Origin of the sequence: Paenibacillus amylolyticus (genome assembly GCF_003719335.1) — a bacterium.
Classification (GTDB): Bacteria; Bacillota; Bacilli; order Paenibacillales; family Paenibacillaceae; genus Paenibacillus; species Paenibacillus amylolyticus_D.
The window spans coordinates 1-23,764 of sequence record NZ_RIAS01000031.1; the positions used below are offsets into that span (position 1 = coordinate 1).

The following is a 23,764-nucleotide window of genomic DNA, read 5'->3' on the forward strand; positions in this document are numbered from 1 at the left end:
TAAGGCCCGTTGGTCAAGGGGTTAAGACACCTCCCTTTCACGGAGGTAACAGGGGTTCGAATCCCCTACGGGTCATATTTACGGAGGCTTAGCTCAGCTGGGAGAGCATCTGCCTTACAAGCAGAGGGTCGGGGGTTCGATCCCCTCAGCCTCCACCATATATATTTATCCTAATGACGCGGGGTGGAGCAGCCCGGTAGCTCGTCGGGCTCATAACCCGAAGGCCGCAGGTTCAAATCCTGCCCCCGCAATTAAAGCTTTCTTCACTGAAAGTGATTTGGAACCGTGGTGTAGTTGGCCTAACATGCCTGCCTGTCACGCAGGAGATCGCGGGTTCGAATCCCGTCGGTTCCGCCATCTTTACAAGCTTCAGGGATGAGAATCCGTTTTGGGGTTCGTCGGAGCATACACTTCGAGAGCATTCGCTTCGCAGTCTCGAACGAAGTGAGAGTATCCCGTCGGTTCCGCCATCTTTACAATTTTATTATGCGGAAGTGGCTCAGCGGTAGAGCATCGCCTTGCCAAGGCGAGGGTCGCGGGTTCGATTCCCGTCTTCCGCTCCAATATTTGCGCCCTTAGCTCAGCTGGATAGAGCGTTTGACTACGAATCAAAAGGCCGGGAGTTCGAATCTCTCAGGGCGCGCCATTATTTTTTCAAAGTTTGCCGGCGTGGCGGAATGGCAGACGCGCTCGACTCAAAATCGAGTGGGAAACCGTGGAGGTTCGAGTCCTCTCGCCGGTATATTTAACGGGATGTAGCTCAGCTTGGTAGAGCACCTGGTTTGGGACCAGGGGGTCGCATGTTCAAATCGTGTCATCCCGATTTTTCGTTTATGCGGGTGTAGTTCAATGGTAGAACTTTAGCCTTCCAAGCTAATAGCGTGGGTTCGATTCCCATCACCCGCTTTATATATTTGAAGAAGAAAGAGACACAATCCGTGTTCTCTTTCTTTTTTTTGCATGAAAAAGGGGTTATTTCCCTATTCCTATATTATGTGGCCAAGCCTTCGTCGGATTTACTCAGCTATTCTCTCAATCAACAATCAATCAACATTCAATGAACTCTTTCGTTACACTCAGCTAAATTTTTGAGTTACTTTTGATCCCTCGATTTTCAAACCCACAATGCGTTTTAATAACATTCGAGTTTCTTATATAAACAATTGTTGATCATTTATACTTTATATTTCTCCAGCCATTACCTTAGCAATCGGAGGGATAATAATCCCCCAGATTCATACTTTTCACTCTTATTTACGAAAAAATCCCCTCATTTTTAATAAAACGCTTACAAAAATAACTTGCGAAAATGCTCAGCCTGTAATACCATATGAATTAAGCGCTTAACCTTTAGGGGTAAGGCGCTTAAACTTAACTTAGATTAAGCGCTTAACCCGTAAAGGAAAGGATGGCGATCAGTTCATGACAACGATTCGACTAACGATGGCTCAGGCCTTGCTTCGATACCTGGATCAGCAGTATATCTCGGTAGATGGGGTAGAAACCAAATTTGTAAAAGGAATTATCGGAATATTTGGACACGGGAATGTAACAGGAATCGGGGAAGCATTAGAACGTAGCTCTGGAAGCCTGACGTATATGCAAGGTAAAAACGAACAAGGTATGGTGCACACAGCTGCAGCTTACGCCAAACAGAAAAACCGTAAACAGATCTACGCATGCACTACATCTATTGGCCCTGGTGCACTGAATATGATTACTGCTGCAGCAACAGCAACGGTGAACCGGATTCCGGTATTGCTTCTCCCTGGAGATAACTTTGCTACGCGAGAGCCAGATCCAGTATTGCAACAACTCGAAGTAAGCAGTGACTATACAATATCGGCTACAGATCCATTCAAAGCAGTCAGCAAATACTGGGATCGCATCGTGCGCCCGGAACAGTTAATGGTTGCGGTCACCAATGCTATGCGTGTATTGACTGACCCAGCCGAGACTGGAGCTGTTACACTGGCATTGCCTCAAGATGTACAGGCAGAAGCATATGACTACCCGGAATCGTTCTTTGCCCGTAAAGTGCATTACCTGGATCGCCGGCCACCTGTTCCGGCAGCCATTGAACGGGCAACGAAGCAGATCGTCCATAGCAAAAAGCCACTGCTCGTTGCAGGTGGTGGGGTGCTCTATTCTGAAGCATCTGCACAACTGATCGAGTTCGCGGAAGCCTTTGGTATTCCGATTGCTGAAACGCAAGCAGGCAAAAGTGCAGTATCTTGGAACCACCCGCTTAATGTGGGGGCGATAGGGGTTACCGGTTCTCTGGCAGCCAATCGCTTGGCTAAAGAAGCGGATGTCGTGATCGGCGTAGGGACAAGGTTCTCCGATTTTACCACGGCCTCACATGCTGCTTTTCAAAATCCAGAAGTGACCTTTATCAACATCAACCTGAATAGTATGGATGCTGCCAAGTTAGGCGGGGAAGCCATTCTGGCTGATGCCCGTGAAGGCTTGCAGGTGTTGCAACAAGAATTGAAGGCACAACAGTACAGCAGTGCATATGGTTCATCTGAGGTGGCTGAACTTCGTAATCAATGGAATACAGAGGTGGATCGACTCTACGCTGCCGAGCATGAAGCCGGTCTGGCGCAGACGAAAGCCATTGGTATCGTAAATCGCACGATTGATCCCTCTTCCGTAATTGTCTGTGCAGCAGGTAGTCTCCCAGGGGATTTGCACCGTTTGTGGCGCACAGCTGAGCCGAAGACTTACCACATGGAGTATGGATTCTCTTGCATGGGATACGAGGTCAGTGGTGCATTCGGTGCAGCACTTGCAGAGCCGGATCGTGAAGTCTACGCCATGGTGGGTGACGGCAGTTACCTGATGCTGCATTCTGAACTGGTAACAAGTCTGCAGGAACAGAAGAAAATGACGATTCTTTTATTTAATAACAATGGTTTCCAGTGTATTCATAATCTGCAACGTGAGCACGGCAGTGACGGATTCGGAAATGAGTTCCGTTATCGTGAAACAGATAGTGGCCGTTTGACTGGTGAGTATATGCCTATGGATTTTGCAGCTCACGCTCGCAGTATGGGTGCGAAAGCATATCGCGCGGAAACCGCAGAGCAACTGGAACAGGCACTTCGGGATGCCAAAAATGAAACGGTGACAACGTTGATTGAAATTCCGGTTGTACCTGGAACCAATACAGGTGGATATGAGTCATGGTGGAATGTCGGCGTACCTGAAGTATCTGTTGAGGAGAAAGTCGTTCGTGCCCATGAGACGATGAAAACGAATCGTGGCAAAGCAAAACTGGTTTAAGCGAGTGGCTGCTCTCATCTACTCATTTTATTCTAATAATAATTCTCTTTATATACAGGTCTAACAAAGCTGAACAACAAAAGGAGCCGTGGAACCATGAGCAAGCTGCCATTCCAGCTTGGGATTCATCCGATCAATTGGGTCGGCGAAGATGTAAAGGAACATGGTGATGATACAACTTGTGCGCAGATTCTGGACGATATTCAGCGTCTGGGATTGACGGGTACTGAGATGGGACGCAAGTACCCGACCGATCCCGCTACACTGCGTGAAGAGCTGAGCAAGCGGAATATTAATCTGATCTCCCAGTGGAAATCCGTACTGTTCTCCGATCCGGCATATCGCCAAGCAGAGCTGGACGACTATCGCAGACATGCAGAATTTCTGCAGTCCATGGGAAGCAAGGTCATTAGCACGGCCGAGGTAGGCGGCTCACTTCATTTTGATCCAAGACGGACACCGAATGAAAAAGAAGTGCTTAGACTCAGCGATGCCGAATGGCATGTTCTTGCTGAAGGTTTGAACCAAGCCGGTGCCATTGCTCAGGAGTATGGGCTTAAGCTCACCTATCACCATCACGGGGGCACTGTAGTTGAGCAACCAGAGGAAATTGATCGTTTGATGGAGCTCACAGACCCTTCACTGGTGTACTTACTCTTTGACACAGGCCATGCCTACTATGGCGGCGCTGACCCACTTGAGGTGCTGCGTAAACATTACGACCGGATTGCCTACATCCATCTGAAGGATATTCGCCCGGATGTGCTGGATCAGGCACGAGCAGAGAAATCTGACTTTGTTGGTTGTATTCGCAGAGGTGTATTCACTGTACCAGGAGATGGTTGTATTGATTTTGCACCAATTCTGCAGGAGCTGATCACTCGTGGATACAATGGCTGGGCGATGCTTGAAGGAGAACAAGATCCTGCCATTCATAATCCGTATGAGTATGCGAAACGCTCTCTGAGTTACATGGAGTCTCTGTACTAGGGCAGTAAAGACAGCGCAATTAAAGGCAGTTAACCAGCCTAGCATCTATATGTGAGGCAAAATAAATTTAAACCAATATGAATTCATATAAATGGAGTAGAAATCATCTCCTAACCAATCGAGATTCCACCATAGAAAGGGGCTCAAACGCAATGACTTACGTATCCTTTCCGGCATCAAGGAAAAAGGATTTTACTGCCATTGGCCGCTTGTGCATCGACTTGAATGCCAATGAGATCAACCGTCCGATGGAAGAGACGATGACGTTTACCAAATATGTTGGCGGTTCTCCGGCCAATATTACGATCGGCATGTCCAGACTTGGCATGGAGACGGCTTTCATCGGCAAAATTGCTGGTGACCAGATGGGCAGATTCATCCAAAGTTATCTGGAGAAAAACGGGATTGACACTTCCAATGTGGTGACTGATAACACGGGAGCAGTAACCGGACTTGCTTTTACCGAGATCAAGAGCCCGACAGATTGCAGTATCCTGATGTACCGAGACAATGTAGCGGATCTTTTATTACAGGCCAGTGAGGTACAGGAACAGCTGATTGCGGATTCCAAAGTGCTGTTGATTTCTGGTACAGCTCTCGCTCAGAGCCCATCACGTGAAGCAGTAATCCAGGCACTGACCTATGCCAAAAAACACAGCACTATTATCGTATTTGATCTGGACTACCGTCCATACACATGGACATCGGATGAAGAAACGGCCGTTTATTATAACCTTGCTGCCGAGAAATGCGATATCATCTTGGGCACACGAGAAGAGTTTGACATGATGGAGACATTTGAAAATAACCCGGATCATAATGATCAGGTGACGGCACAGAAATGGTTTGATTTTTCAGCGAAAATCGTTATTATCAAGCACGGAAAAGAAGGCTCTATCGCGTATACGCGTGAAGGACTATCACACCGGGCCAACAGTTATCCTGCTCGTGTCGTAAAAACATTCGGTGCAGGTGATTCTTACGCGGCAGGTTTCCTTTACGGATTAATGCAAGGGTGGACGATCGAGCGCAGCATGAGCTACGGAAGTGCTGCAGCAAGTATCGTTATCTCCAGTCACAGCTGCTCGGATGCCATGCCAACGGTGGAACAGGTGGATGACTATATCGAACGTTGCAACCGTGGTGAAATTGTTCCGTCTTAATCACGTATAGAGTATGAACCTAAGCAGATCACAAGTGGAAGAAACGCATAGAAGTAACGCACATAAACGAGGGGAGACAACACACATGGGAAAAGGGACTTCAGAAGCGTCTGCAACAGTGACGAATGTACAAAACTGGATCGGGGGTGCTTGGGTAACCCCAACAACAACACGAACCGAAGCAGTGGTCAACCCAGCTACGGAAGAGGTTATTGCATACGTGCCGCTGTCTGAACAAGCGGATGTGGATCAGGCGGTACAGGCTGCACGGGAAGCATTCAAATCATGGAGCACTACACCGGTTCCTCGCCGTGCCCGCATTCTGTTCCGTTATCAGCAGTTGCTGGTAGAGCACTGGGAAGAACTGGCTAAACTGGTGACACTGGAGAACGGTAAAAGTTATGCCGAAGCTTACGGCGAAGTATTGCGCGGGATTGAGTGCGTTGAGTTCGCGGCTGGTGCTCCAAACCTCATGATGGGTAAACAGTTGCCTGATATTGCTACAGGACTGGAGTCGGGCATGTACCGTTACCCAATCGGGGTTATCGGGGGCATTACTCCGTTCAACTTCCCGATGATGGTACCTTGCTGGATGTTCCCGCTAGCGATTGCTTGCGGTAACACCTTTGTTTTGAAGCCGTCAGAGCGTACTCCGCTTCTTGCTGGACGTTTGGCAGAACTCTTCAAAGAAGCAGGACTTCCGGACGGCGTACTCAATATCGTTCACGGTGCACATGACGTTGTAAACGGATTGCTTGAGCATAAAGAAGTTGCTGCGATTTCATTTGTCGGTTCACAACCTGTTGCCGAATACATCTACAAAACAGCTTCTGCACATGGCAAACGTGTTCAGGCACTCGCTGGTGCGAAGAACCACTCCATCGTTATGCCGGATGCTGACCTTGATCTGACCGTAAAAGAGATTACAAGTGCAGCATTTGGATCAGCCGGCGAACGTTGCATGGCATGTTCCGTTGTTGTCGCTGTTGGCGATGTAGCGGATGCCTTGGTACAAAAGTTGGTGGAAGCGGCGGACCGGATCAACATCGGTAACGGTATGGACGAAGGTGTATTCCTGGGTCCGGTGATCCGTGGACCTCATAAAGAGCGTACATTGGGATACATTGAGTCAGGTGAACAGGAAGGTGCAACGTTGATTCGGGATGGACGCAAGGATCAGGCGGCAGACGGCTCCGGTTATTTTGTAGGACCAACTGTATTTGATCATGTAGATAGCACCATGAAAATCTGGAAAGATGAAATCTTTGCTCCTGTTCTTTCGGTGGCAAGAGTAGAAACGTTGGAGGAAGCGGTAGAACTGGCAAACCGCTCAGACTTTGCGAACGGGGCATGTCTGTTTACTCGCAGTGGCGCAAATATGCGTCAGTTCCGTGAAACGATTGATGCAGGTATGCTGGGAGTGAATCTGGGCGTACCTGCACCGATGGCCTTCTTCCCATTCTCCGGTTGGAAGAAATCCTTCTACGGTGATCTGCATGCTAACGGCACGGATGGTGTGGAGTTCTACACTCGCAAGAAAATGGTAACCACACGCTGGTAATCGTTTAACGCACAGTACGTATGTGCAATACAGGGGCTGAGCAAGAGCTCAGTTCCCAGACACCATAGGGATGCAAATAGGGAGGATAACGGAATGGGCAAGGACAAAGTAAGAATTGGTATCATTGGTGCTGGACGTATCGGCAAAATCCATGCAGACAACCTGCTGCGTAACCCGCATGCCGAGATTGTCGCGATCAGTGATTTGTTTGCAGGACCTGAACTGGAGGCGTGGGCCTCTGAACGGGGCATCTCCGTTGTAACCAAAGACAGCAGTGAGCTCATTGCAATGTCAAACGTTGATGCGGTTTTAATCTGTTCTTCAACGGATACACATGTACCATTGATCGAGCAAGCAGCACAAGCGGGTAAACATATCTTCTGTGAAAAGCCGGTAAGTATGGACTTGTCCCAGACCGAAGCAGCCGTAGCGGCTGTAGCAAAGGCTGGCGTGAAACTTCAAATCGGGTTTAACCGCCGTTTTGACCACAATTTCAGAAGAGTACGCTCCCATGTGCTGGAAGGCACGATTGGTGATCCGCATATTCTCAAGATTACTTCCCGTGACCCGAGCCCGCCACCTGCGGAATACATCCGGGTATCCGGCGGGATTTTCATGGATATGATGATCCATGATTTCGATATGGCCCGTTATCTGTCTGGCAGTGAAGTTGAGGAAGTGTATGCTAAAGGCAAGGTACTCATTAATCCGGTATTCGCCGAGCATGGCGATGTGGATACAGCGATCGTTACATTGACGTTTGCTAATGGCGCAATAGGTGTGATCGACAACAGCCGTCAGGCCGTGTATGGATATGATCAACGAGTGGAAGTATTCGGTTCCTTGGGTAGCGCTTCGGCAGATAATGACCATCCGAATACGGCGGAGATCAGCACAGCGGCTGGACTGATGCGTGACAAACCACTGCACTTCTTCCTTGAACGTTACAATGAGGCGTATGTGCAGGAGACCGCTCTTTTCATTGATGCCATTATTCATGATAAACCCGTCATTGTAGACGGTAACGATGCTGTACAGGCGGAGCGGATCGCTTTGGCAGCCAAGATGTCCATGGAGCAGGGAAGACCTGTGAAGATGACAGAAGTCCCAGGTGCATCGCGTGAGACACAACCAGCCAATTAATACGTAGCCCAAAAACATATGTTTTCTTTAAATAAATGAACGATACCGTCACACAAGGATCAGATCAGGTAATAGTAGACGAGTATGGAAGGAGTGAAAGGCAACATGTCAGAACTTATCGTAAAACCTGCCGCAAACCCGGAGGCAGACGGAACAATATTAACGGTGACTCCGGAATCTGCTGGCTGGGAATACGTCGGATTTCAGGTTGCGAAACTAGCAGCAGGGGAGAAGCTAAGCCGTGAGAGTGGAGACCAGGAGCTCTGTGTTGTGCTTCTCAGCGGGCTTGCAAACGTAAGTACTCGGGAGCATACGTGGGAGAATATCGGGAAACGGATGAGCGTTTTCGAAAAAATTCCTCCGTACTCCGTCTATGTGTCCACGTTAGATCAGGTTGAGGTTACGGCACTTACCGAGCTGGAAATCGCGATCTGTGTTGCCCCAGGGAAAGGTACGTATCCTTCGCGCCTGATCGCTCCTGAGGATGTAGGTGTGGAAGGACGCGGTTACGGCAATCTGGAGCGTCATATCCATAACATTTTACCGGAGCAAAAGGAAGCAGACAGCCTGCTGGTCGTCGAGGTGTTCACGCCAGATGGCCACTGGTCAAGTTATCCGCCGCATAAACATGATCGGGATGCGTTGCCAGATGAATCATTGCTGGAGGAAACGTATTATTTCCGTGTGCAGCCGGAGCAGGGGTTTGCCATTCAACGTGTGTACACCGATGATCGTTCTGTGGACGAGACGCTTGCCGTGAAAAACGGCGAGGTAGTGCTTGTGCCGAATGGATACCATCCGGTAGGCGCACCTCCGGGATATGAAGTCTATTATCTGAATGTGATGGCAGGACCGACACGGACATGGAAGTTCCATAACGACCCTGATCATGAGTGGCTGTTCAAAAAGTAAAAGTCATAAGTAATTTCGTCTCCACATTGCGTAAGTAGTATTCCCCCTTCATAATAAGAAGATAATAATCATCTATGTATAATGAATTTATATATAGCACAAATGGGGAAAAACGATGAAAGCAACCATTTACGATATAGCACGCGAGGCGGGGGTATCTATTGCCACCGTCTCGCAGGTGATTAACGGCAAAGGCAAGATCAGCGAGAAACGTCGTGCCGAGATTATGGAGATCATGGAGCGCCTTCACTATCAACCGAGCGCAATCGCTGCTGCACTGACAGGCAAACAGACGTATACGCTAGGTCTGCTTGTACCGGACATTTCGAATCCATATTTTGCCGAGCTTGCCCGGGCAGTAGAGGATCGCAGCCGCCAGTTGGGGTATAGTGTGGTGATCTGCAGTACGGATAACAAGGACGAGCGGGTAGAGCGATACCTGAATCTGTTGCAGCAAAAAAGAGTCGACGGCATGATGATCGGAACCGGGATCGAGAATGCCGAGATTCTATCACCGCTCTTGCAGCAGTCGATGCCTGTTGCGCTGATTGCCCGCCATATGCCCGCATTGTCGGTGCATACGGTCACCATTGACGATATGCTTGGCGGCATATTGGCTGCACAACATCTGCTTGAACTTGGACATACGCGTCTGGCGGTCTTGTCTGAGCCATCCAAAGTTAGCAGCAGTCAAGAACGAGTACGTGGCTTCCGTGAAGCTTTACAGCGAGCAGGACATGTACTGGAGCGTGATCAGATCCGAGAATCAGCTGCAGACCTAGGTTCTGCCAAACAAGAGGCATTGCGGCTGCTCGGTGAAGAGAACCATCCGACAGGTATATTTTGTTGTAATGATATTCAGGCGATCGGTGCACTTCAAGCAGCTAAGGAGTTAGGACTACGTGTACCGAGGGATGTATCCATTATCGGATTCGACAATACGATTCTCGCTTCGGTAACGAGCCCGCCCCTAACCACGATTGCCCAACCGATTGAAGATTTGGGCCGCCGGGCAGTGGATTTGTTGATCGATGAGCTAAAGGATGAACAGAAGGCTCCACAAAAAATTGTACTTAAACCGGAGTTGGTGGTTCGTGATTCGGCAGGTCAAGCACCAGCAGAGCTGCGTAAATAGTCATAGCATTTGATGTAAAACACGGGATCTAACCGCACATGTTGATTATTTATCTGTTACGGTACCGTGCAATGTGTTCAATGGTGACTGTGACATATAACCAAACAGTAAACAGACCTCATTATGCACCATCTGGAGCAGAATGAGGTCTGTTTTATTATATCTATAAATCTGACTTCTTGATTTAATCAGCTTAGATATGCATATTCTTTTGCAGAGGTCATCCGTATCGTCTCGAAGATTACACTTTAAACTTTTTCACCTCGTCGGCCAGTGTTTTGGATTGCTCAGCCAATTCATTGGAACGCTCGGAGATGCTGGTAATGTAATTGAATTGCTCTTGTGTGGAAGAAGCCACTTCTTCTGTGGAAGCAGCACTTTGCTCCGACATAGCCGCAACGCTGGAGATTACCTCGGCCACTTTGCCGGCATTGTCGTCCAGTTCGGTCGTTGCAGAGGAGACTTGTTTCAACTGAGTTTCAATGCCCTCAATCGACTGCTGGATGCGTAAGAAGGATTCACGCATGTTGTACACGGCAGCAACCTGTTGCTCCATACCCTGTTCAGCAGTGCGTACTTCGTTAACACTCATTCCGCTGGCTGTCTGAATTTCATTCAGCAGTATGATAATGTCTTTGGCGGAGTCAGCAGATTGCTCGGCAAGCTTGCGGACTTCTTCTGCTACAACAGCGAAGCCGCGTCCGTGTTCACCCGCTCTGGCAGCTTCAATCGAGGCGTTTAACGCCAGCAGATTGGTTTGAGAGGCGATGCCTTGAATCATAGCGACGATGCCCTCAATCTTCTGAGACTTGTCGGCAAGCAGTGTAATCGACTCACCTACCCGGTCAATGGAGTGACGATTGCCGTCTGCCAGTTCAACCTGGTGATCCACGGCTTGCAGACCTGTGAGCATCGCTTCACCAGCGTCGCGTATCATCTCGACCGATTGTTCTACACTGCGGTTAATACCTCCAACGTTGTCACTCATAACAGTCAGACGACCAGATCCATCGTAGACGGATTCAGCTTGTGTGCTGGAGCCTTGAGCCAGCTCATCGGTGGCAATCGAAATTTGTTCAGCAATTCGTTTTGTATTCTCCGTGTGTTCCTGCATCTCTCCTGAAATGCTGTGTACCCGGTCAGCCGAGGTGGTGACTTGGCGTAGCAGTGTCCCGAGTTGATCAGACATCTGATTAAAGGCGACGCCGAGTTCGGCAAATTCATCTTTGCCCTTCGCATTAACCCGTCCCGTGAAGTCGCCGCCGGACATTTGCATGGAGGTCTGGTGCAGCTGTTTCAACGGTTTGATGAACAGAGTCGCAATCCAGTAAGCTCCAGCCAGCACAGCTAGAAGTGTAGCCCCAATAATTAAAATATAATTATTACGCAACTGATAAAATTCAGCATAGGCAAGTTTTTCTGAAATCACGGAACCGATCACCCAGCCTGTACTAGGAATCTGGTTATAGAATAACAGATAATCTTCGCCGTTGTATTGAAACGACTTCTCCCCTGAAGGGTTGCTCTGCATATCTGCCAGCAGGGGGCTTAATTCTGGATTATCCTTGGCAGAGGTGTTCAACATTTTATCCTCTGGATGGGCGAGAATCATCCCATTTTTGTCTATCAAAAAGGAGTACCCGAGTCCGTTTAGATTGATTTTATTAACGGTATCCGTTAAGGTGGAGAGCAATAAAACGCCTGAGACGACTCCTTCTAGGCTCCCCTGTTTATTATGTACAGGCATAGCCATGGAAATAGCGTATTTTTTAGTCATCATATCCTGATAAGGGTCAGAGAATATTAAGGTAGATGCTTGTTTGGCCTGTTCATACCATGGGCGTTTACGTGGATCGTAACCTGCATCCGGTGACCAATCTGATCCGTTCATGAAGGTACCATCTTTCTCTGAGCCAAAGTACAGATCGGATAGATAGTCTTTATTAGTGCCCATGTTCATTATTTTGAAATAATCCTCTGTAAGCGTGCCTTCAGGCACAGCTTGTTCGATTACAAAGCCTAAGGTTTCGACGACCTTGGCATTGCTCGCAATCCACCCCTCTAATTGGTTAGTTGCTGAATTCATTAATCCATGAAGTAGAGATTTGACGTTACGGGTAGCCTGATTTTCTGTTTGATACAAACCAAGAAGGGCAAGAGGCAGTGCAGTAATTAGCACAGAGGCCATAAACATTACCATTAATTTGGGTTTGAGCTTCATATTATTCCTCCTAGTATGTTGATTCTCTGTTGAATGAAACTCATGTGATGTTACAGAATCCCTTCCGTTCTCTGTAGTTGCTTTACCCCATGAAAAGTTCGATAGATCCATACCCTACCTGTTAAAAAACCACAAGCAAAATAACGATTATGATGTTGTGAATTACAGCTCTGGTATATGGAGTATATCGTCATTATTAAATTAAAATGTATAGCTTTTCGCGAGATCTTGTATATTTATACTTCTTATTTGAAAACGCTCTTTTTAGACACACTGAGAATTAAAATGAGATATTATCCTAGTAAACCGCAGTTTATAAGCTACAGATAAACGAGAAAAATGATAAGGGCGCTTTCCAATGGAAAGCACCCTTTTTTAAACACATCATATTACACTCTTATTTCAATAAAAATGCCAATGCCTCATCATAGGTTTCCCATTGAAATTCAGTCTGATGTTCTGATTCTTTGGAGATTCGATTGAGTTGCATCTTGGCGATCGCTCCACCGACAGCTACACTGGCCCGTTTCATACCCAGGTCTTTCAGTCTTTTTTGATGCTCCACCATTTTATCCTTCGTATCTTGCGGAAAAGCCTTCATGTGTATCATATTAACTATTACATCAAATGTGTTACCCAGTTGCGGGGCAATCTTTTCAATCTCTGCGTTGACTTGATCGACCTGCTCTGGTGAGACAATCCCCTCCCACGTAATCTCAATAATCGGTTTTGTTGAATCCAAACGTTTGACAGACATACAAGCAGCTCCTCATTGATTGTTTATGTATTTTATAAGTCTATTAGCCTATTAATTATACTGTTTTCTGCGATAGATGAATATGGATTTCACATGATTGTAGTTCTTTTGGACCATATAGTTCTAGTAGAGTAAAATACGGGGTCTATAACTCCGGTCATGCTTGGGTTCTGAAAGGATTCTAAAAAATCAAAAGCCGCCCGGAGTATAATCCCTAGGCGGCTTTTGTGAATATCAGTATTGCAAGGGAATGCCAGAATCGGTTATAAACCAATCTTCAGGCTTTCCCCTTCCGTAGCAATTCCTTTGGACAAGGCGATACTTAGTTTCTGCTCTGCAGTAAATCCTAGAGTTTCCCCATCATTCAGGGTGACATCGTTTTCGATAACATAGGTGGTTGTCATAAACATCATCTCAAAGACATCACTTAGGGGCTTAGACGATCCAGTAATTTCCATCTCAACTTTACCGAAGTTACGCAGGCCGTATGTATATGCTGAAGCCCCTTCGGTGTTTTGATACAGACCGATGAAGACCCATAGAGGTACCGGTAATTCATCCTCTTTAAGCCCACGGCTTACCTCCACATACTTACCTGCTTCAACGACAAGTGGAGACATGTAGATTGCGAGAGCATGATCCAATTGCAGTAATGCGGATGCGGTTTGAGTAAAAAGGATATGTCCCTGGATAGCATCCGTTGCATTGAGAACAGATACAATGATCTGAGACTGGTGCCGTGCAGTCACCTGTTCAGCTTCTGGCCAAAGAATGTTTAACTTTGCATTCTCCTCGACCTCTCGATCGGGTACAGGCGCGGCAATGTGAGCGCACACGACCTGCATTCCATCGACTTCAAAGAAGAGATTGCCTTCCTCGGCTTGTTCATTAATCTCAATATTCCATTCCATCTTCATCCGGTTGATAAAAAGATTAAAATCACAGTCTTCCCGTTCTAATAGCACAAATCCGACAATGGTTTGACTATAATCCGTCTGCGGAGCGGCATAGCTGGCTTGTGCCTTTTCCTTTTTGCGCCGACGAAGCTTGTCAAACAGCCCCATGACATGTTCCCCTCTCTACTCCCAGAACCATTCTGGTGATTGGTAAGATATACTTCCTACCTTACCATATCTGAGGGTTCAGTCGCAGATTATGCCTGTTTTAGACAAGTTACAGGAACAATACAAGCAGAAGTGCTATGATTGCTGGCAAACCCTGTTTGATAATAATGGATCTTGAAGAAGTTGCACCGCCGTAGAGAGCCGCAAAGATTACACATGCTAAGAAGAAAATCTGAATATGCAACCCTACACTGGAATCCGGATACAACAGGCCCCAGATCAGACCAGCTGCAAGAAAACCGTTATACAGACCCTGATTAGCGGCAAGAGCTTTGGTGGAGTTAGCAAAATCCGGTGTAGTGCCAAACGTTTTCATCGTGCGTGGACGTGTCCACATGAACATCTCCATAATCATGATATAGAAGTGTTCAACAGCTACAATAGCGACAAAAATAGTACCGATCAAAAGAAACACCCTGCTTTCTAATATGTAATGAACGCCTAACATACTTAATATATAGATTAGCATATAAACGGAGAATTTCAAATTAATTTATCGCAATTTAATTGCGTATATTGTAATTGGGTTTTATTCGTTATTATCTTCTAACTTTGAAAAGTGGGTAAGATAATAAGATACCCCCATCAGCATCTACCGATTATCAAAGATTCATACACAGGGTGGTAACAACACTCAGAGCAACAAGGGAAAGTGAATTATTCAGAAAGGGAGGGGAGCTTAATGGGAACAGCTCAATTTGTTCTGCTTGCAGATGATTCGTCTACATTTGTAACAAGGGTGGTGCCCTTTATAGATATTGAACTTGCTGGAATACCCGGTGATCGGCATTATGGTTTGTTAAGACCAGCAGATTCCCGTCAGAAAATCTACAAACGTGGTACGCCGATTGCTAATCGCCGGCAGATCAGCATCGTTTCTGAGGAAGAGTGCGCATTGATCGCCCAGAAGATGAACATTCCGGAAGTGCGTCCTGAGTGGCTCGGTGCCAATATATTGGTTCGAGGTATAGAGCGGTTGACTGAACTGCCCGTGGGAACCAGACTTCTGTTTCCCGATGGAACAGGTTTGATCTGTGAAGGAGAAAACCTGCCTTGTGTGCATCCGGGAAAAGTCATTGAGCAAATCTACGGACAGGAGGGTTTGCGCAAAAAGTTTGTGCCGGCCGCCCGCAAGAAACGTGGTATCGTCTGTTCCGTTGAACGTGAGGGTGTCATTCATACAGGTGACACGATTGAAGTGAAACGCTTGCCTTAGATACCCTGTTCTGAGGGCTATATCTGCATAGATCTCATCCTGCATGGTTTCCGCCTCTATTTGATGGAACAGATGCAGACAACATCAAATATTCTTCGGGTGTGCTGCCAATAATGGATTTGAAGTCTTTAATAAAATGAGATTGATCATGGTATCCCAGGTCTTGAGATAACTTGCCCAAGTCGCACGCTAGGCCCTGTTCTATGCATTCAGCCGCATTTTGCAGACGATATAATTGGATGACTGTTTTGGGGCTGATGCCGACATATTGATTAAACAACCGCTGGAGTTTGCGTGTATGCAGATTCCAGTGGGCTGACAGCTGATCTACTCTCAGCATATCCCGATCTTGTTCAATATGTTGCACAATAGCACAGGTCAAGTTTGCTTCATTGTCCTCCGCAGGAAGGCGTGCAGAAAGCACCTGATCCACATAACGAGCCTTTTCCTCCATGGCGTTTTCACCAAGTAAAATATCTTCTAATGCTCCGGCACTGATGCCGAGCAGACCTGATACTTCAAGTGGTTTCCCGTAGAGTGTAGACACGGGTGCTTGAAGGAAGGGATAGAATCCTCCCGGTTTGAACTTTACGCCGAAAACAGAACCTTTGCCGTGAATAGCGTACGTAAATTTTTGATCAGAAGGTCCGAAAAAAAATGTTTTGTTCCGCTCAACGACCAGATTGACACAGGGGTTAGGTACTACATGCTGGGGATACGGGTCACTGTCTGCAAGATCCCAGGACACCATCCAGTAATGTTTGACAAAAGGGTTCAGTACCTCGGCTGGAGGTACTCGCTGTAACTGATATTGTTGGTTACCTTTTTCCAGATGAAGTAGTCCCATGGAGGGAGGTTCGAGCTTGCTTGTCCTGTTCATCCCTGTGTGTTCTCCTTCCTGTTTGGAAATGACGGTGAAGTGACTTCGGATCAATTGATTTCCTTTAGTATAACCGATATTTGATCGTTGTCGCGTTTTTACAATACGAGCACTAGGTATAACGGTAGGATAGAAATGCGGGAGAACAGCCGTACTTTGAGTGTATAAAAGGGAGTGAGTAGCTGATGGATCTAAAATATGAATTTTATATCAATGCAGGACGTGAAGAAGTGTGGAATGCCCTGATTTCCTCCGAGGGTACGCGCAGTAGCTTCTTTGGCAGTGAGATTCGCTCGAATTTTCAACCTGGACAACCCTTTGCTTATGTTGGGCCGGGTAATGATGGTGAGGAAACCGTCCATGTATATGGTGAGATTCTGGAGTTTGAACCGCTCTCCACACTTAGCTACCTAGAACATCCAGGGCCCTCGTATCATTCCAATCATGCCGAGCTCCAGTCGAGAGTCATCTTCCAGTTAGAGACCGTGGGGGAATGTACGAAGCTGACGCTGATCAATGATCAGTTCACAGACAATCATCCTTCCTTTGCCAACGCGCAGAATAGCTGGTGGATGATTCTAAGTAGTATCAAGACATGGGCAGAGACGGGAAAAACGCTTAATTTTGGTTGGTAGAAGAGAATTATATTTACGTAAATCGAATGATACAAAAATACAGGAAGTCATCTAACAACGTTTATCTTCCCTAAATAAGGGGGGATTTGCGTTTTTTTTTACATTGGAGACTTTAGACCTACATTTCTTGTCAATATATGTCGAAGTATATATAAATACACCTTACATAAGAGGGGATACCGCGATGTTTTTGAAACGTAGTGAAGTAAGCAAATCAAATCGTGTAGATTCACATGAGCAATTGCTAAGTTACAGCCGTCGTTTGCTTGAGAACGCTCAGAATGGCCAGTTTTGGAGTGGGACAGACGCTGATGCACAAGGCAATGATGAAATTTCGGAGAATATTCGGAAAGCAGTACAACTGATGCAATCACAATATGAAAATGCACAGATGCGTCTTGCCATGTTGAATCAAGCGCTCCAAGTGGGTATATGGGAGTCGGAGATCGTTGCGGGTAATCCGCTGGATAACAATAATATCATTTCGTTCTCCAAGGAGTTCCGTGAGATGCTGGGTTACAGTAATTCGAAGGAATTCCCCAATGAGTTCGCGAGCTGGGCTAAATCCGTACATCCAGAGGACAGACCACAGCTTGTGCAGGAGATTACGAGACATGTTAATGATCCGAGTGACCGAGCGGGATATAACATTACAAGCCGTATGCTTTTGAAAAATGGAGAAGCACGTTGGTTCAGATGCCTTGGACGACTTGTGAGAAATGCTGCAGGTGCTCCAGTTAAATTAATTGGAGTTATGTTCGACATTCATGAAGAGAAGACCAAGTCAGATGAACTGGAAGCACTCGTGACCCGATATGATCTGGTCAACCGTGCACTTGTGGAGGCGCCGTGGGATATGACGGTAGTTGCTGGGGATGTGGTCAATCCAAACAATGAATTCTGGTGGTCCCCGCAATTCCGGAGAGAGCTTGGCTTTAAAAATGAAGAGGATTTCCCGAACATATTCAGTAGCTGGAGCAGTCGTCTTCATCCCGAAGATCATGATCGTACGATTAATGCATTTGCTGAACATATGAATGATTACAGCGGTAGAACGCCGTATGACCTTGACTACCGTTTGCAACGTAAAGATGGGGAGTATCGCTGGTATCATGCGGGTGGTGAAACTATTCGTGACGAGAATGGCGTACCGCTTCGTGTTGCGGGGACAATTCGGGATGTGACTCACCAGAAGAACAAAGAAGTCATTGTTGAAGCGATGAATTTGAAAACAAAACAGTTGTCCGAGTCCATCGAAGAGATGGTGCGTGGCATTAACTCCATTACGGATCAGGCACAGGAGCTGGTTAATGCTCAGGAATTATCCGCTGATGCGGCAACACAAGTTCGGGATAGTGTGGACGATACGAAAAGTATTACAGCATTTATTCGAGAGATTGCCAGTCAGACGAATCTGCTTGGTTTGAACGCAGCCATTGAAGCTGCACGCGCAGGTGAACTGGGCTTGGGCTTCGGCGTTGTAGCTGGCGAAGTGCGCAAACTGGCCGATCACAGTTCGGAAGCTACCGTTAATATTGAAGATAGCATGCAGAAGATGAAAACGTTGATTGATCATATTTTGCAGCATATCGGCAACATGTCCACATTGACTCAGAATCAGGCGGCGCTGACACAGCAGGTCAATGCTTCAATGGATGAGATCAATAACATGTCGCAGGATCTGGTTAACTATTCGCGCAACTTGTAGAACGATGTTAAATCAAAGTTAGGTGTTTACACGGAACACTCCGATGACAGAATAACCTTTCAATCGCTGTTATCCCCAGATTTTTTTGTTCCCTTTCCTAGATGTGAAAATCCGGTGATAAAGGCGAGCGCTTCGCTTTTCCAGGTTTTTTCTGTCCTCTCCGTTTCTGTGTAAAAAATAGATCGATTTTTTCTCGTTCAACTTTTATGTAGTAAGTAAACATCAAAAAATCCACCGGATTTCATATCCCGGTGGATTTTTGATTTCATACTTTTATCGAATGCTATGCTGTGATACGTAATTATACTTGCTGTACTTTAATCAGGTTGGTGTTACCTGATCGACCGATTGGAACACCGGCTGACAATACGATAATGTCACCTTTTTCGATGTAACCTGTTTTGATCGCATTTCGTGTTGCAGATTCGAACATTTCATCCGTTGTTGTCACCTTATCACCCATTACCGGAATAACCCCGGAGAGCAGACAGATTTTGGACAGCACTTCCTCATGTTGAGTGACTGCGATAATTGGTGCTTTTGGACGATATTTTGAGATCATGCGAGCGGTAAAACCACTCTCTGTTGAAGTGATAATGGCTTTAGCATTCAGAACGAGGGAAGAGCTTACTGCTCCCTGACTGATGACTTCGGTAATGTCAGCCACTTGTTGTGCAGATTTTTGGTTGAATTGTTCTTTGTAATCGATCATTGTTTCTGCGCGACGTGCAACAGCAGCCATCGTACGAACAGATTGGATCGGATATTTACCAGCAGCGGATTCGCCAGACAACATTACAACGTCAGCGCCTTGCAGTACCGCATTTGCCACGTCACTTACCTCAGAACGTGTTGGACGAGGGTTTACTTGCATGGATTCCAACATGTGTGTAGCGACGATAACCGGTTTGCCGGCTTTGTTACATTTGTCGATCATTTCTTTTTGCATCATCGGTACGTCTTCAATGGGAACTTCAACCCCGAGGTCACCACGAGCTACCATAATGCCGTCTGATGCTTCGATGATATCATCCAGGTTAGTCATGCCCTCTTGGTTCTCGATTTTGGAGATGATCTGTACATGGTCTTGACCGCGTTCTTTGAGAATGCTACGGATTTCACGGATGTCATCGCCTTTACGAACAAAGGATGCTGCGATAATTTCGATGTTGTTCTCGATCCCGAATCCGATGTGCATTACGTCACGCTCGGTAACGCCTGGCAAAGTCGTTTTGATTCCCGGCAGATTCACACCTTTACGTGGTTTCAGGATACCGCCGCTAATGATTTTGCAGTGAATCTCTGAACCTTCAACAGACAATACAGTTAGATCAACCAAGCCGTCGTCAATCAGAATGCGATCTCCTGGTTTAACAACCAGATTCAATTCAGGGTAGTTTACAGCAATTCGCTCTACATCGCCGAGAACATCTTCTGTGGTAAGCGTTAGTTCTTTACCGGCTTGAAGGTGAACGGAAGCTTCTTTTAATTTTCCGATACGAACTTCCGGTCCTTTGATGTCCATCATGATCGGTACATATTTGTTCAGTTCAGCAGCAGCTGTACGAATGTTGTTAATTCGAGTTACGTGATCCTCAAGCTCTCCATGAGCCATATTCAGACGTGCAACTGTCATACCTTCCTGAATCATTACTTTCAACGTTTCGATTGAGTCACAAGCAGGTCCCATAGTACAGATAATTTTGGTTTTCAACATGCTAATATCCTCCTCATATTTAGTGCTTATGTGTATATTGTAGCGTTTTCTGTCGAATCACGATATGAACTATAGTACAATGATTAGAGTATAGTCCGATAATGAGGTGTTATATGGTTACTCCACTTGAAGTACATCATGTGAATGGCGTAGGGTGGTACGAAGAAGCCGTGCAACCACAAGGGATTTGGCGTCTCAGTTTGGTTACATATGGAAAATGTGTATATTGGGTGAACGGAGATAAACAGATCATGGAAAAGGGTGAATTGCTCCTTATTCCCGGAGGGACACCTTATTATGGAAAGAGCATTCCTACGGTTACGCACACCCAATTTGTTATTTTATTAAGGCAAAATGAGACTGCAGAACTGCCTGCATTCGAACAGCCTGAACCCTTGAGGCACAGACCAGGTTGCTACGAACTGATTCATCAGCGAATGAAGGTAATTCAGCAACAATGGGAAGAGCGTCCTTCTTATTATGTCATGATGAGCCAGGCCTTATTGATGGAAGTCCTAATTTATATTAACCGGGAACTTGATCGCGGTATCATTCCGCCAGAGAGGCATCGGTACGTGGAACGGATGAAAAGATATATTGAGCAGCATTATCGGGAGAAAGTGACTAAGGAAGAGCTTGGTGACGAGATCGGGAAATCTCCCAACTATGCGGCCTCACTGTTCAAAAGTGTAACGAATCAAACGATTAGCGAGTACGTTCATGATCAACGGATGAAAAGGGCTCTGTACCTGCTCACCGAGTCACAGCTCTCCATCCAGGAAATTGCCGAATTCCTCGGCTACCGGGATTTGTCTTATTTTTACCGCATATTCAAACGGCTCATGGGCAGTCCGCCATCCGATCTCTTGCATGAGCGTCCGCCAATTGTGTAACGAATGACAGCCATTACTGATCTGGTAGGATTTTTAATAAATAACTTTGGTCTGATGAATACGAAAAAAGAGGGCACTTGAGCCCTCTTTCATTAATATTATTATTGTTGAAAATGTAACATGTCGCCACCTGTTTAGCCATTATATTTGTTCCAAAACTACGTTAGGCATTTCGGCTTGGCTGTGTGGACCGGAGTGGTTGCTTGCTGTTTTTCCGAGTCTGCCCCAGACGTTTGGCAAAGACATGAACTGTCCAATAGGCGGCTTCAGCAAAAGCAATACCACCAACGACGTCCAGCATGGAATGCTGTTTGACGAATACGGTTGAAGCAATAATGAGCCATAACCAGATGGAGCCGAAGATTCGCACTGCAGGTTTAACGTTCAGATGTCGGTTGAGAATGATGAACAGCATGTAGCTTGTTAGACAATGGACGCTTGGAAAACAGTTCACAGGCGCATCATTGGAATAGATGAATTGCACAAGCACACTGCTTAGATCTGTTCCAGTCACTTCCGGACGTGGTACATACGAGGGGAACACCACAAAGCAAACATTGGCTGCCATCACCCCGACGTTATAAATGAGCAGTGTACGCCAAAATAACGACTTATTCGTTAGACCAAGATAAAGAAAGCTTAGATATAATATAGGCATCCAGCTGACATATGGAATAATAAATTCTTTAATGAAAGGAATCTGTGTATCAATCCAGGCATAATTGTAGAATATATCACTTCCCGCTCGGCTACCTAGGAACATATAAATCGATCCTTGAAGTGGTATACATAGAATGGCCAGCAGATGTCCCCATCGTTGAAAAAATGCTTTCATAAAATCCTCCCTGATTCGATATACATTATAGAATTCATCATCTAAGCTTTATAGTCATTTGACGCTAAAATAATGAAGTGCCCCTGCAGATAAAACTTAAGTCTTACTATAATGGACAGGCAAAGGGTTAAGCCATACCTGATTTTAGGGTAAAAAACAATTCGATATATCTCTTTTTTGTTACTATTTAAGTTTTTATCCATATCGAGATAGGGATAGAAATGACTATTCTATGACGAAAGATTCATATCGTCTTGATAGAGATGTTACTATTCTGAAATTACAAAGGACTGGAATCTCCCTTACGAAGCATTCAAGCTGTTCATGCAAGGTATTATATTACGCTCTCTTTGGAATGGGTACACTTGCTTATGAAAAGGATCGTAGAACTTTTACTTTTCCTATCGTTCTAATATATCCTTGCCTGTTTTTCGTATTTCCCGCAATCGTGGTATACTTTAGACAGTGGGAAGTTTGGAAAGAGAAGCTTGACCATGGTGTAATTGTAGAACGGCAGGTGAAATAATAATGGAAAAGACAGCGCAGGACGTAGCTGAATGGATGGTTTCTGAGATTAAGTTTACAGGCACACTTCGTCAGGAAGCTGCAATAGAATATGTAAGAACCCATTACGGAGAGCATTTTGTTTTTGTTAATGAGAACGGTAATGCTTCCTTGTCCAAAGAGGTGAAAAAAGCATTTCGCAAGCTTCATGGCGGGCGGGTTGCTTGGGATCGCGATGCTTTTATGTGGGCATGGACTTAGCTTGTAGTTACGCTGGGTGCCGGCATATTGTTACTTTGACTCTAAATACGATTGGAACAGTTGCCTAAATATGATGGATATGCAAGAACAGAACATTTTCACAAATCATGTATAAGTTGGATGGGAACTGCATATCCTTTCATAAGACACATGCAGACGATAGGTCAAAGGGGACAACACAGGCCGGTTATGGCATGAAGATAATAAACAGGTATTTCCAAAGCTGTTTGAAAAGAAAATACAATGATTTGCTTTTTGGATCGATTAGAGGTATAATAAGAATCAAGTTGTACAAAGCAGAGTGGAAAACCTAATTCACATATTGTAAAGGGCGATCACTTATAGTTTATGACTGGTACCTTTTTCAATGTGTGAATTTTTATTTGCTTGCTGCAAAGAACAAAGGAACATGTTAATCTTTATTTGGAGGTGTAATTCACATGCAAAACGGAACAGTAAAATGGTTCAACGCTGATAAAGGCTTCGGTTTCATCGAAGTTGAAGGCGGAGAAGATGTATTCGTACACTTCAGCGCTATTACAGGCGAAGGCTTCAAAACGCTGGACGAAGGTCAACGCGTGCAATTTAAAATTGTACAAGGAAACCGTGGTCCTCAAGCAGAAGAAGTTGTAAAACTGTAATTAAAGCATAGCTGCCTTTAACATGTTATAATGATAAAGGCAGCTTCTTTTTTTTGATTTAAATAGATGAAGTTGCCCAACCGTTGTCGAGGCAGAAGTTCGGCGGACGTTACACTTCCGCTAAGCAGTGGCTTTTGTGAAATGACGTCAGTAAGATGTGTTTCCATAACAAAGGGGGTA

The 23,764-nt window shown here is 45.8% G+C and carries 20 protein-coding genes and 9 tRNA genes; 22 read left to right on the forward strand and 7 right to left on the reverse strand.

What is annotated here, in order from left to right; translation table 11 throughout:
* Positions 1–3 precede the first annotated feature (3 nt).
* From EC604_RS28760 to EC604_RS28835, 16 genes are all read left to right on the forward strand, one after another.
* Positions 4–75, forward strand: a tRNA-Glu gene (locus EC604_RS28760).
* 7 nt (positions 76–82) lie between these two features.
* A tRNA-Val gene (locus tag EC604_RS28765) sits at positions 83–158 on the forward strand.
* A gap of 19 nt (positions 159–177) precedes the next feature.
* Positions 178–251: transfer RNA gene (locus tag EC604_RS28770), tRNA-Met, on the forward strand.
* Between the two features lie 28 nt (positions 252–279).
* Positions 280–357, forward strand: a tRNA-Asp gene (locus EC604_RS28775).
* A gap of 131 nt (positions 358–488) precedes the next feature.
* Positions 489–563 (forward strand) — tRNA-Gly (locus EC604_RS28780).
* Between the two features lie 6 nt (positions 564–569).
* A tRNA-Arg gene (locus tag EC604_RS28785) sits at positions 570–646 on the forward strand.
* Between the two features lie 17 nt (positions 647–663).
* Positions 664–742: transfer RNA gene (locus tag EC604_RS28790), tRNA-Leu, on the forward strand.
* A 7-nt stretch (positions 743–749) separates the two neighbouring features.
* A tRNA-Pro gene (locus EC604_RS28795) sits at positions 750–823 on the forward strand.
* Positions 824–835: 12 nt separating this feature from the next.
* Positions 836–906, forward strand: a tRNA-Gly gene (locus EC604_RS28800).
* Between the two features lie 516 nt (positions 907–1,422).
* Complete coding sequence (iolD, locus tag EC604_RS28805) at positions 1,423–3,288, forward strand: 3D-(3,5/4)-trihydroxycyclohexane-1,2-dione acylhydrolase (decyclizing) (RefSeq protein WP_123067382.1); 1,866 nt, start codon at positions 1,423–1,425, stop codon at positions 3,286–3,288.
* 96 nt (positions 3,289–3,384) lie between these two features.
* A complete protein-coding gene (gene iolE / locus EC604_RS28810; RefSeq protein ID WP_123067383.1) occupies positions 3,385–4,278 on the forward strand; it encodes a myo-inosose-2 dehydratase in 894 nt (297 codons plus the stop codon).
* Positions 4,279–4,430: 152 nt separating this feature from the next.
* Complete coding sequence (gene iolC, locus EC604_RS28815) at positions 4,431–5,441, forward strand: 5-dehydro-2-deoxygluconokinase (RefSeq protein WP_123067384.1); 1,011 nt, start codon at positions 4,431–4,433, stop codon at positions 5,439–5,441.
* Between the two features lie 85 nt (positions 5,442–5,526).
* Positions 5,527–7,002 (forward strand): CoA-acylating methylmalonate-semialdehyde dehydrogenase, encoded by a 1,476-nt coding sequence (locus EC604_RS28820; protein WP_123067385.1) that lies wholly within the window; start codon positions 5,527–5,529, stop codon positions 7,000–7,002.
* Between the two features lie 93 nt (positions 7,003–7,095).
* Positions 7,096–8,145 carry an inositol 2-dehydrogenase gene (iolG, locus tag EC604_RS28825; protein ID WP_123067386.1) on the forward strand — a complete coding sequence of 350 codons (1,050 nt, stop codon included), beginning with the start codon at positions 7,096–7,098 and terminating at the stop codon, positions 8,143–8,145.
* A gap of 105 nt (positions 8,146–8,250) precedes the next feature.
* Positions 8,251–9,057, forward strand: coding sequence for a 5-deoxy-glucuronate isomerase (gene iolB / locus EC604_RS28830; RefSeq protein WP_123067387.1), 807 nt, complete (start codon positions 8,251–8,253; stop codon positions 9,055–9,057).
* 115 nt (positions 9,058–9,172) lie between these two features.
* Positions 9,173–10,192: a LacI family DNA-binding transcriptional regulator gene (locus EC604_RS28835; protein WP_123067388.1), complete on the forward strand. Its 1,020-nt coding sequence runs from the start codon at positions 9,173–9,175 to the stop codon at positions 10,190–10,192.
* 241 nt (positions 10,193–10,433) lie between these two features.
* Here the strand turns inward: EC604_RS28835 and EC604_RS28840 are convergent, their stop codons facing one another.
* The 4 genes from EC604_RS28840 to EC604_RS28855 all read right to left on the reverse strand — a co-directional run bounded on the left by EC604_RS28840 (position 10,434) and on the right by EC604_RS28855 (position 14,742).
* Positions 10,434–12,413 carry a methyl-accepting chemotaxis protein gene (locus EC604_RS28840; protein ID WP_161557084.1) on the reverse strand — a complete coding sequence of 660 codons (1,980 nt, stop codon included), beginning with the start codon at positions 12,411–12,413 and terminating at the stop codon, positions 10,434–10,436.
* Positions 12,414–12,810: 397 nt separating this feature from the next.
* Positions 12,811–13,170, reverse strand: a complete 360-nt coding sequence (locus EC604_RS28845) for a hypothetical protein (RefSeq protein WP_123067390.1) — start codon at positions 13,168–13,170, stop codon at positions 12,811–12,813.
* Positions 13,171–13,433: 263 nt separating this feature from the next.
* A complete protein-coding gene (locus EC604_RS28850) occupies positions 13,434–14,234 on the reverse strand; it encodes a DUF4261 domain-containing protein (RefSeq protein WP_123067391.1) in 801 nt (266 codons plus the stop codon).
* A 109-nt stretch (positions 14,235–14,343) separates the two neighbouring features.
* Positions 14,344–14,742 (reverse strand): DUF1304 domain-containing protein, encoded by a 399-nt coding sequence (locus EC604_RS28855; RefSeq protein ID WP_123067405.1) that lies wholly within the window; start codon positions 14,740–14,742, stop codon positions 14,344–14,346.
* A gap of 234 nt (positions 14,743–14,976) precedes the next feature.
* Between EC604_RS28855 and EC604_RS28860 the strand changes: the two genes are divergently transcribed.
* Positions 14,977–15,510 carry an MOSC domain-containing protein gene (locus tag EC604_RS28860; RefSeq protein WP_123067392.1) on the forward strand — a complete coding sequence of 178 codons (534 nt, stop codon included), beginning with the start codon at positions 14,977–14,979 and terminating at the stop codon, positions 15,508–15,510.
* A gap of 34 nt (positions 15,511–15,544) precedes the next feature.
* On the opposite strand, the gene EC604_RS28865 is transcribed toward EC604_RS28860, so the two are convergent.
* Complete coding sequence (locus tag EC604_RS28865; RefSeq protein WP_123067393.1) at positions 15,545–16,390, reverse strand: helix-turn-helix transcriptional regulator; 846 nt, start codon at positions 16,388–16,390, stop codon at positions 15,545–15,547.
* Between the two features lie 185 nt (positions 16,391–16,575).
* Here EC604_RS28865 and EC604_RS28870 point away from each other — a divergent pair, with 185 nt between their 5' ends.
* Both EC604_RS28870 and EC604_RS28875 read left to right on the forward strand, forming a co-directional pair.
* Entirely contained in the window at positions 16,576–17,025 is a 450-nt protein-coding gene (locus EC604_RS28870; protein WP_123067394.1) for an SRPBCC family protein, read from the forward strand.
* 184 nt (positions 17,026–17,209) lie between these two features.
* Complete coding sequence (locus EC604_RS28875) at positions 17,210–18,733, forward strand: methyl-accepting chemotaxis protein (RefSeq protein WP_123067395.1); 1,524 nt, start codon at positions 17,210–17,212, stop codon at positions 18,731–18,733.
* Between the two features lie 301 nt (positions 18,734–19,034).
* Here EC604_RS28875 and pyk read toward each other — a convergent pair whose 3' ends face one another.
* Positions 19,035–20,450 (reverse strand): pyruvate kinase, encoded by a 1,416-nt coding sequence (pyk, locus tag EC604_RS28880; protein WP_123067396.1) that lies wholly within the window; start codon positions 20,448–20,450, stop codon positions 19,035–19,037.
* Positions 20,451–20,563: 113 nt separating this feature from the next.
* Here pyk and EC604_RS28885 point away from each other — a divergent pair, with 113 nt between their 5' ends.
* Positions 20,564–21,343 carry a helix-turn-helix transcriptional regulator gene (locus EC604_RS28885; RefSeq protein ID WP_123067397.1) on the forward strand — a complete coding sequence of 260 codons (780 nt, stop codon included), beginning with the start codon at positions 20,564–20,566 and terminating at the stop codon, positions 21,341–21,343.
* Between the two features lie 163 nt (positions 21,344–21,506).
* On the opposite strand, the gene EC604_RS28890 is transcribed toward EC604_RS28885, so the two are convergent.
* Complete coding sequence (locus EC604_RS28890) at positions 21,507–22,178, reverse strand: phosphatase PAP2 family protein (protein WP_123067398.1); 672 nt, start codon at positions 22,176–22,178, stop codon at positions 21,507–21,509.
* Between the two features lie 528 nt (positions 22,179–22,706).
* Here EC604_RS28890 and EC604_RS28900 point away from each other — a divergent pair.
* Entirely contained in the window at positions 22,707–22,943 is a 237-nt protein-coding gene (locus EC604_RS28900; protein ID WP_123067400.1) for a DUF6953 family protein, read from the forward strand.
* Positions 22,944–23,383: 440 nt separating this feature from the next.
* Entirely contained in the window at positions 23,384–23,584 is a 201-nt protein-coding gene (locus EC604_RS28905; RefSeq protein WP_024633772.1) for a cold-shock protein, read from the forward strand.
* Positions 23,585–23,764 lie beyond the last annotated feature (180 nt).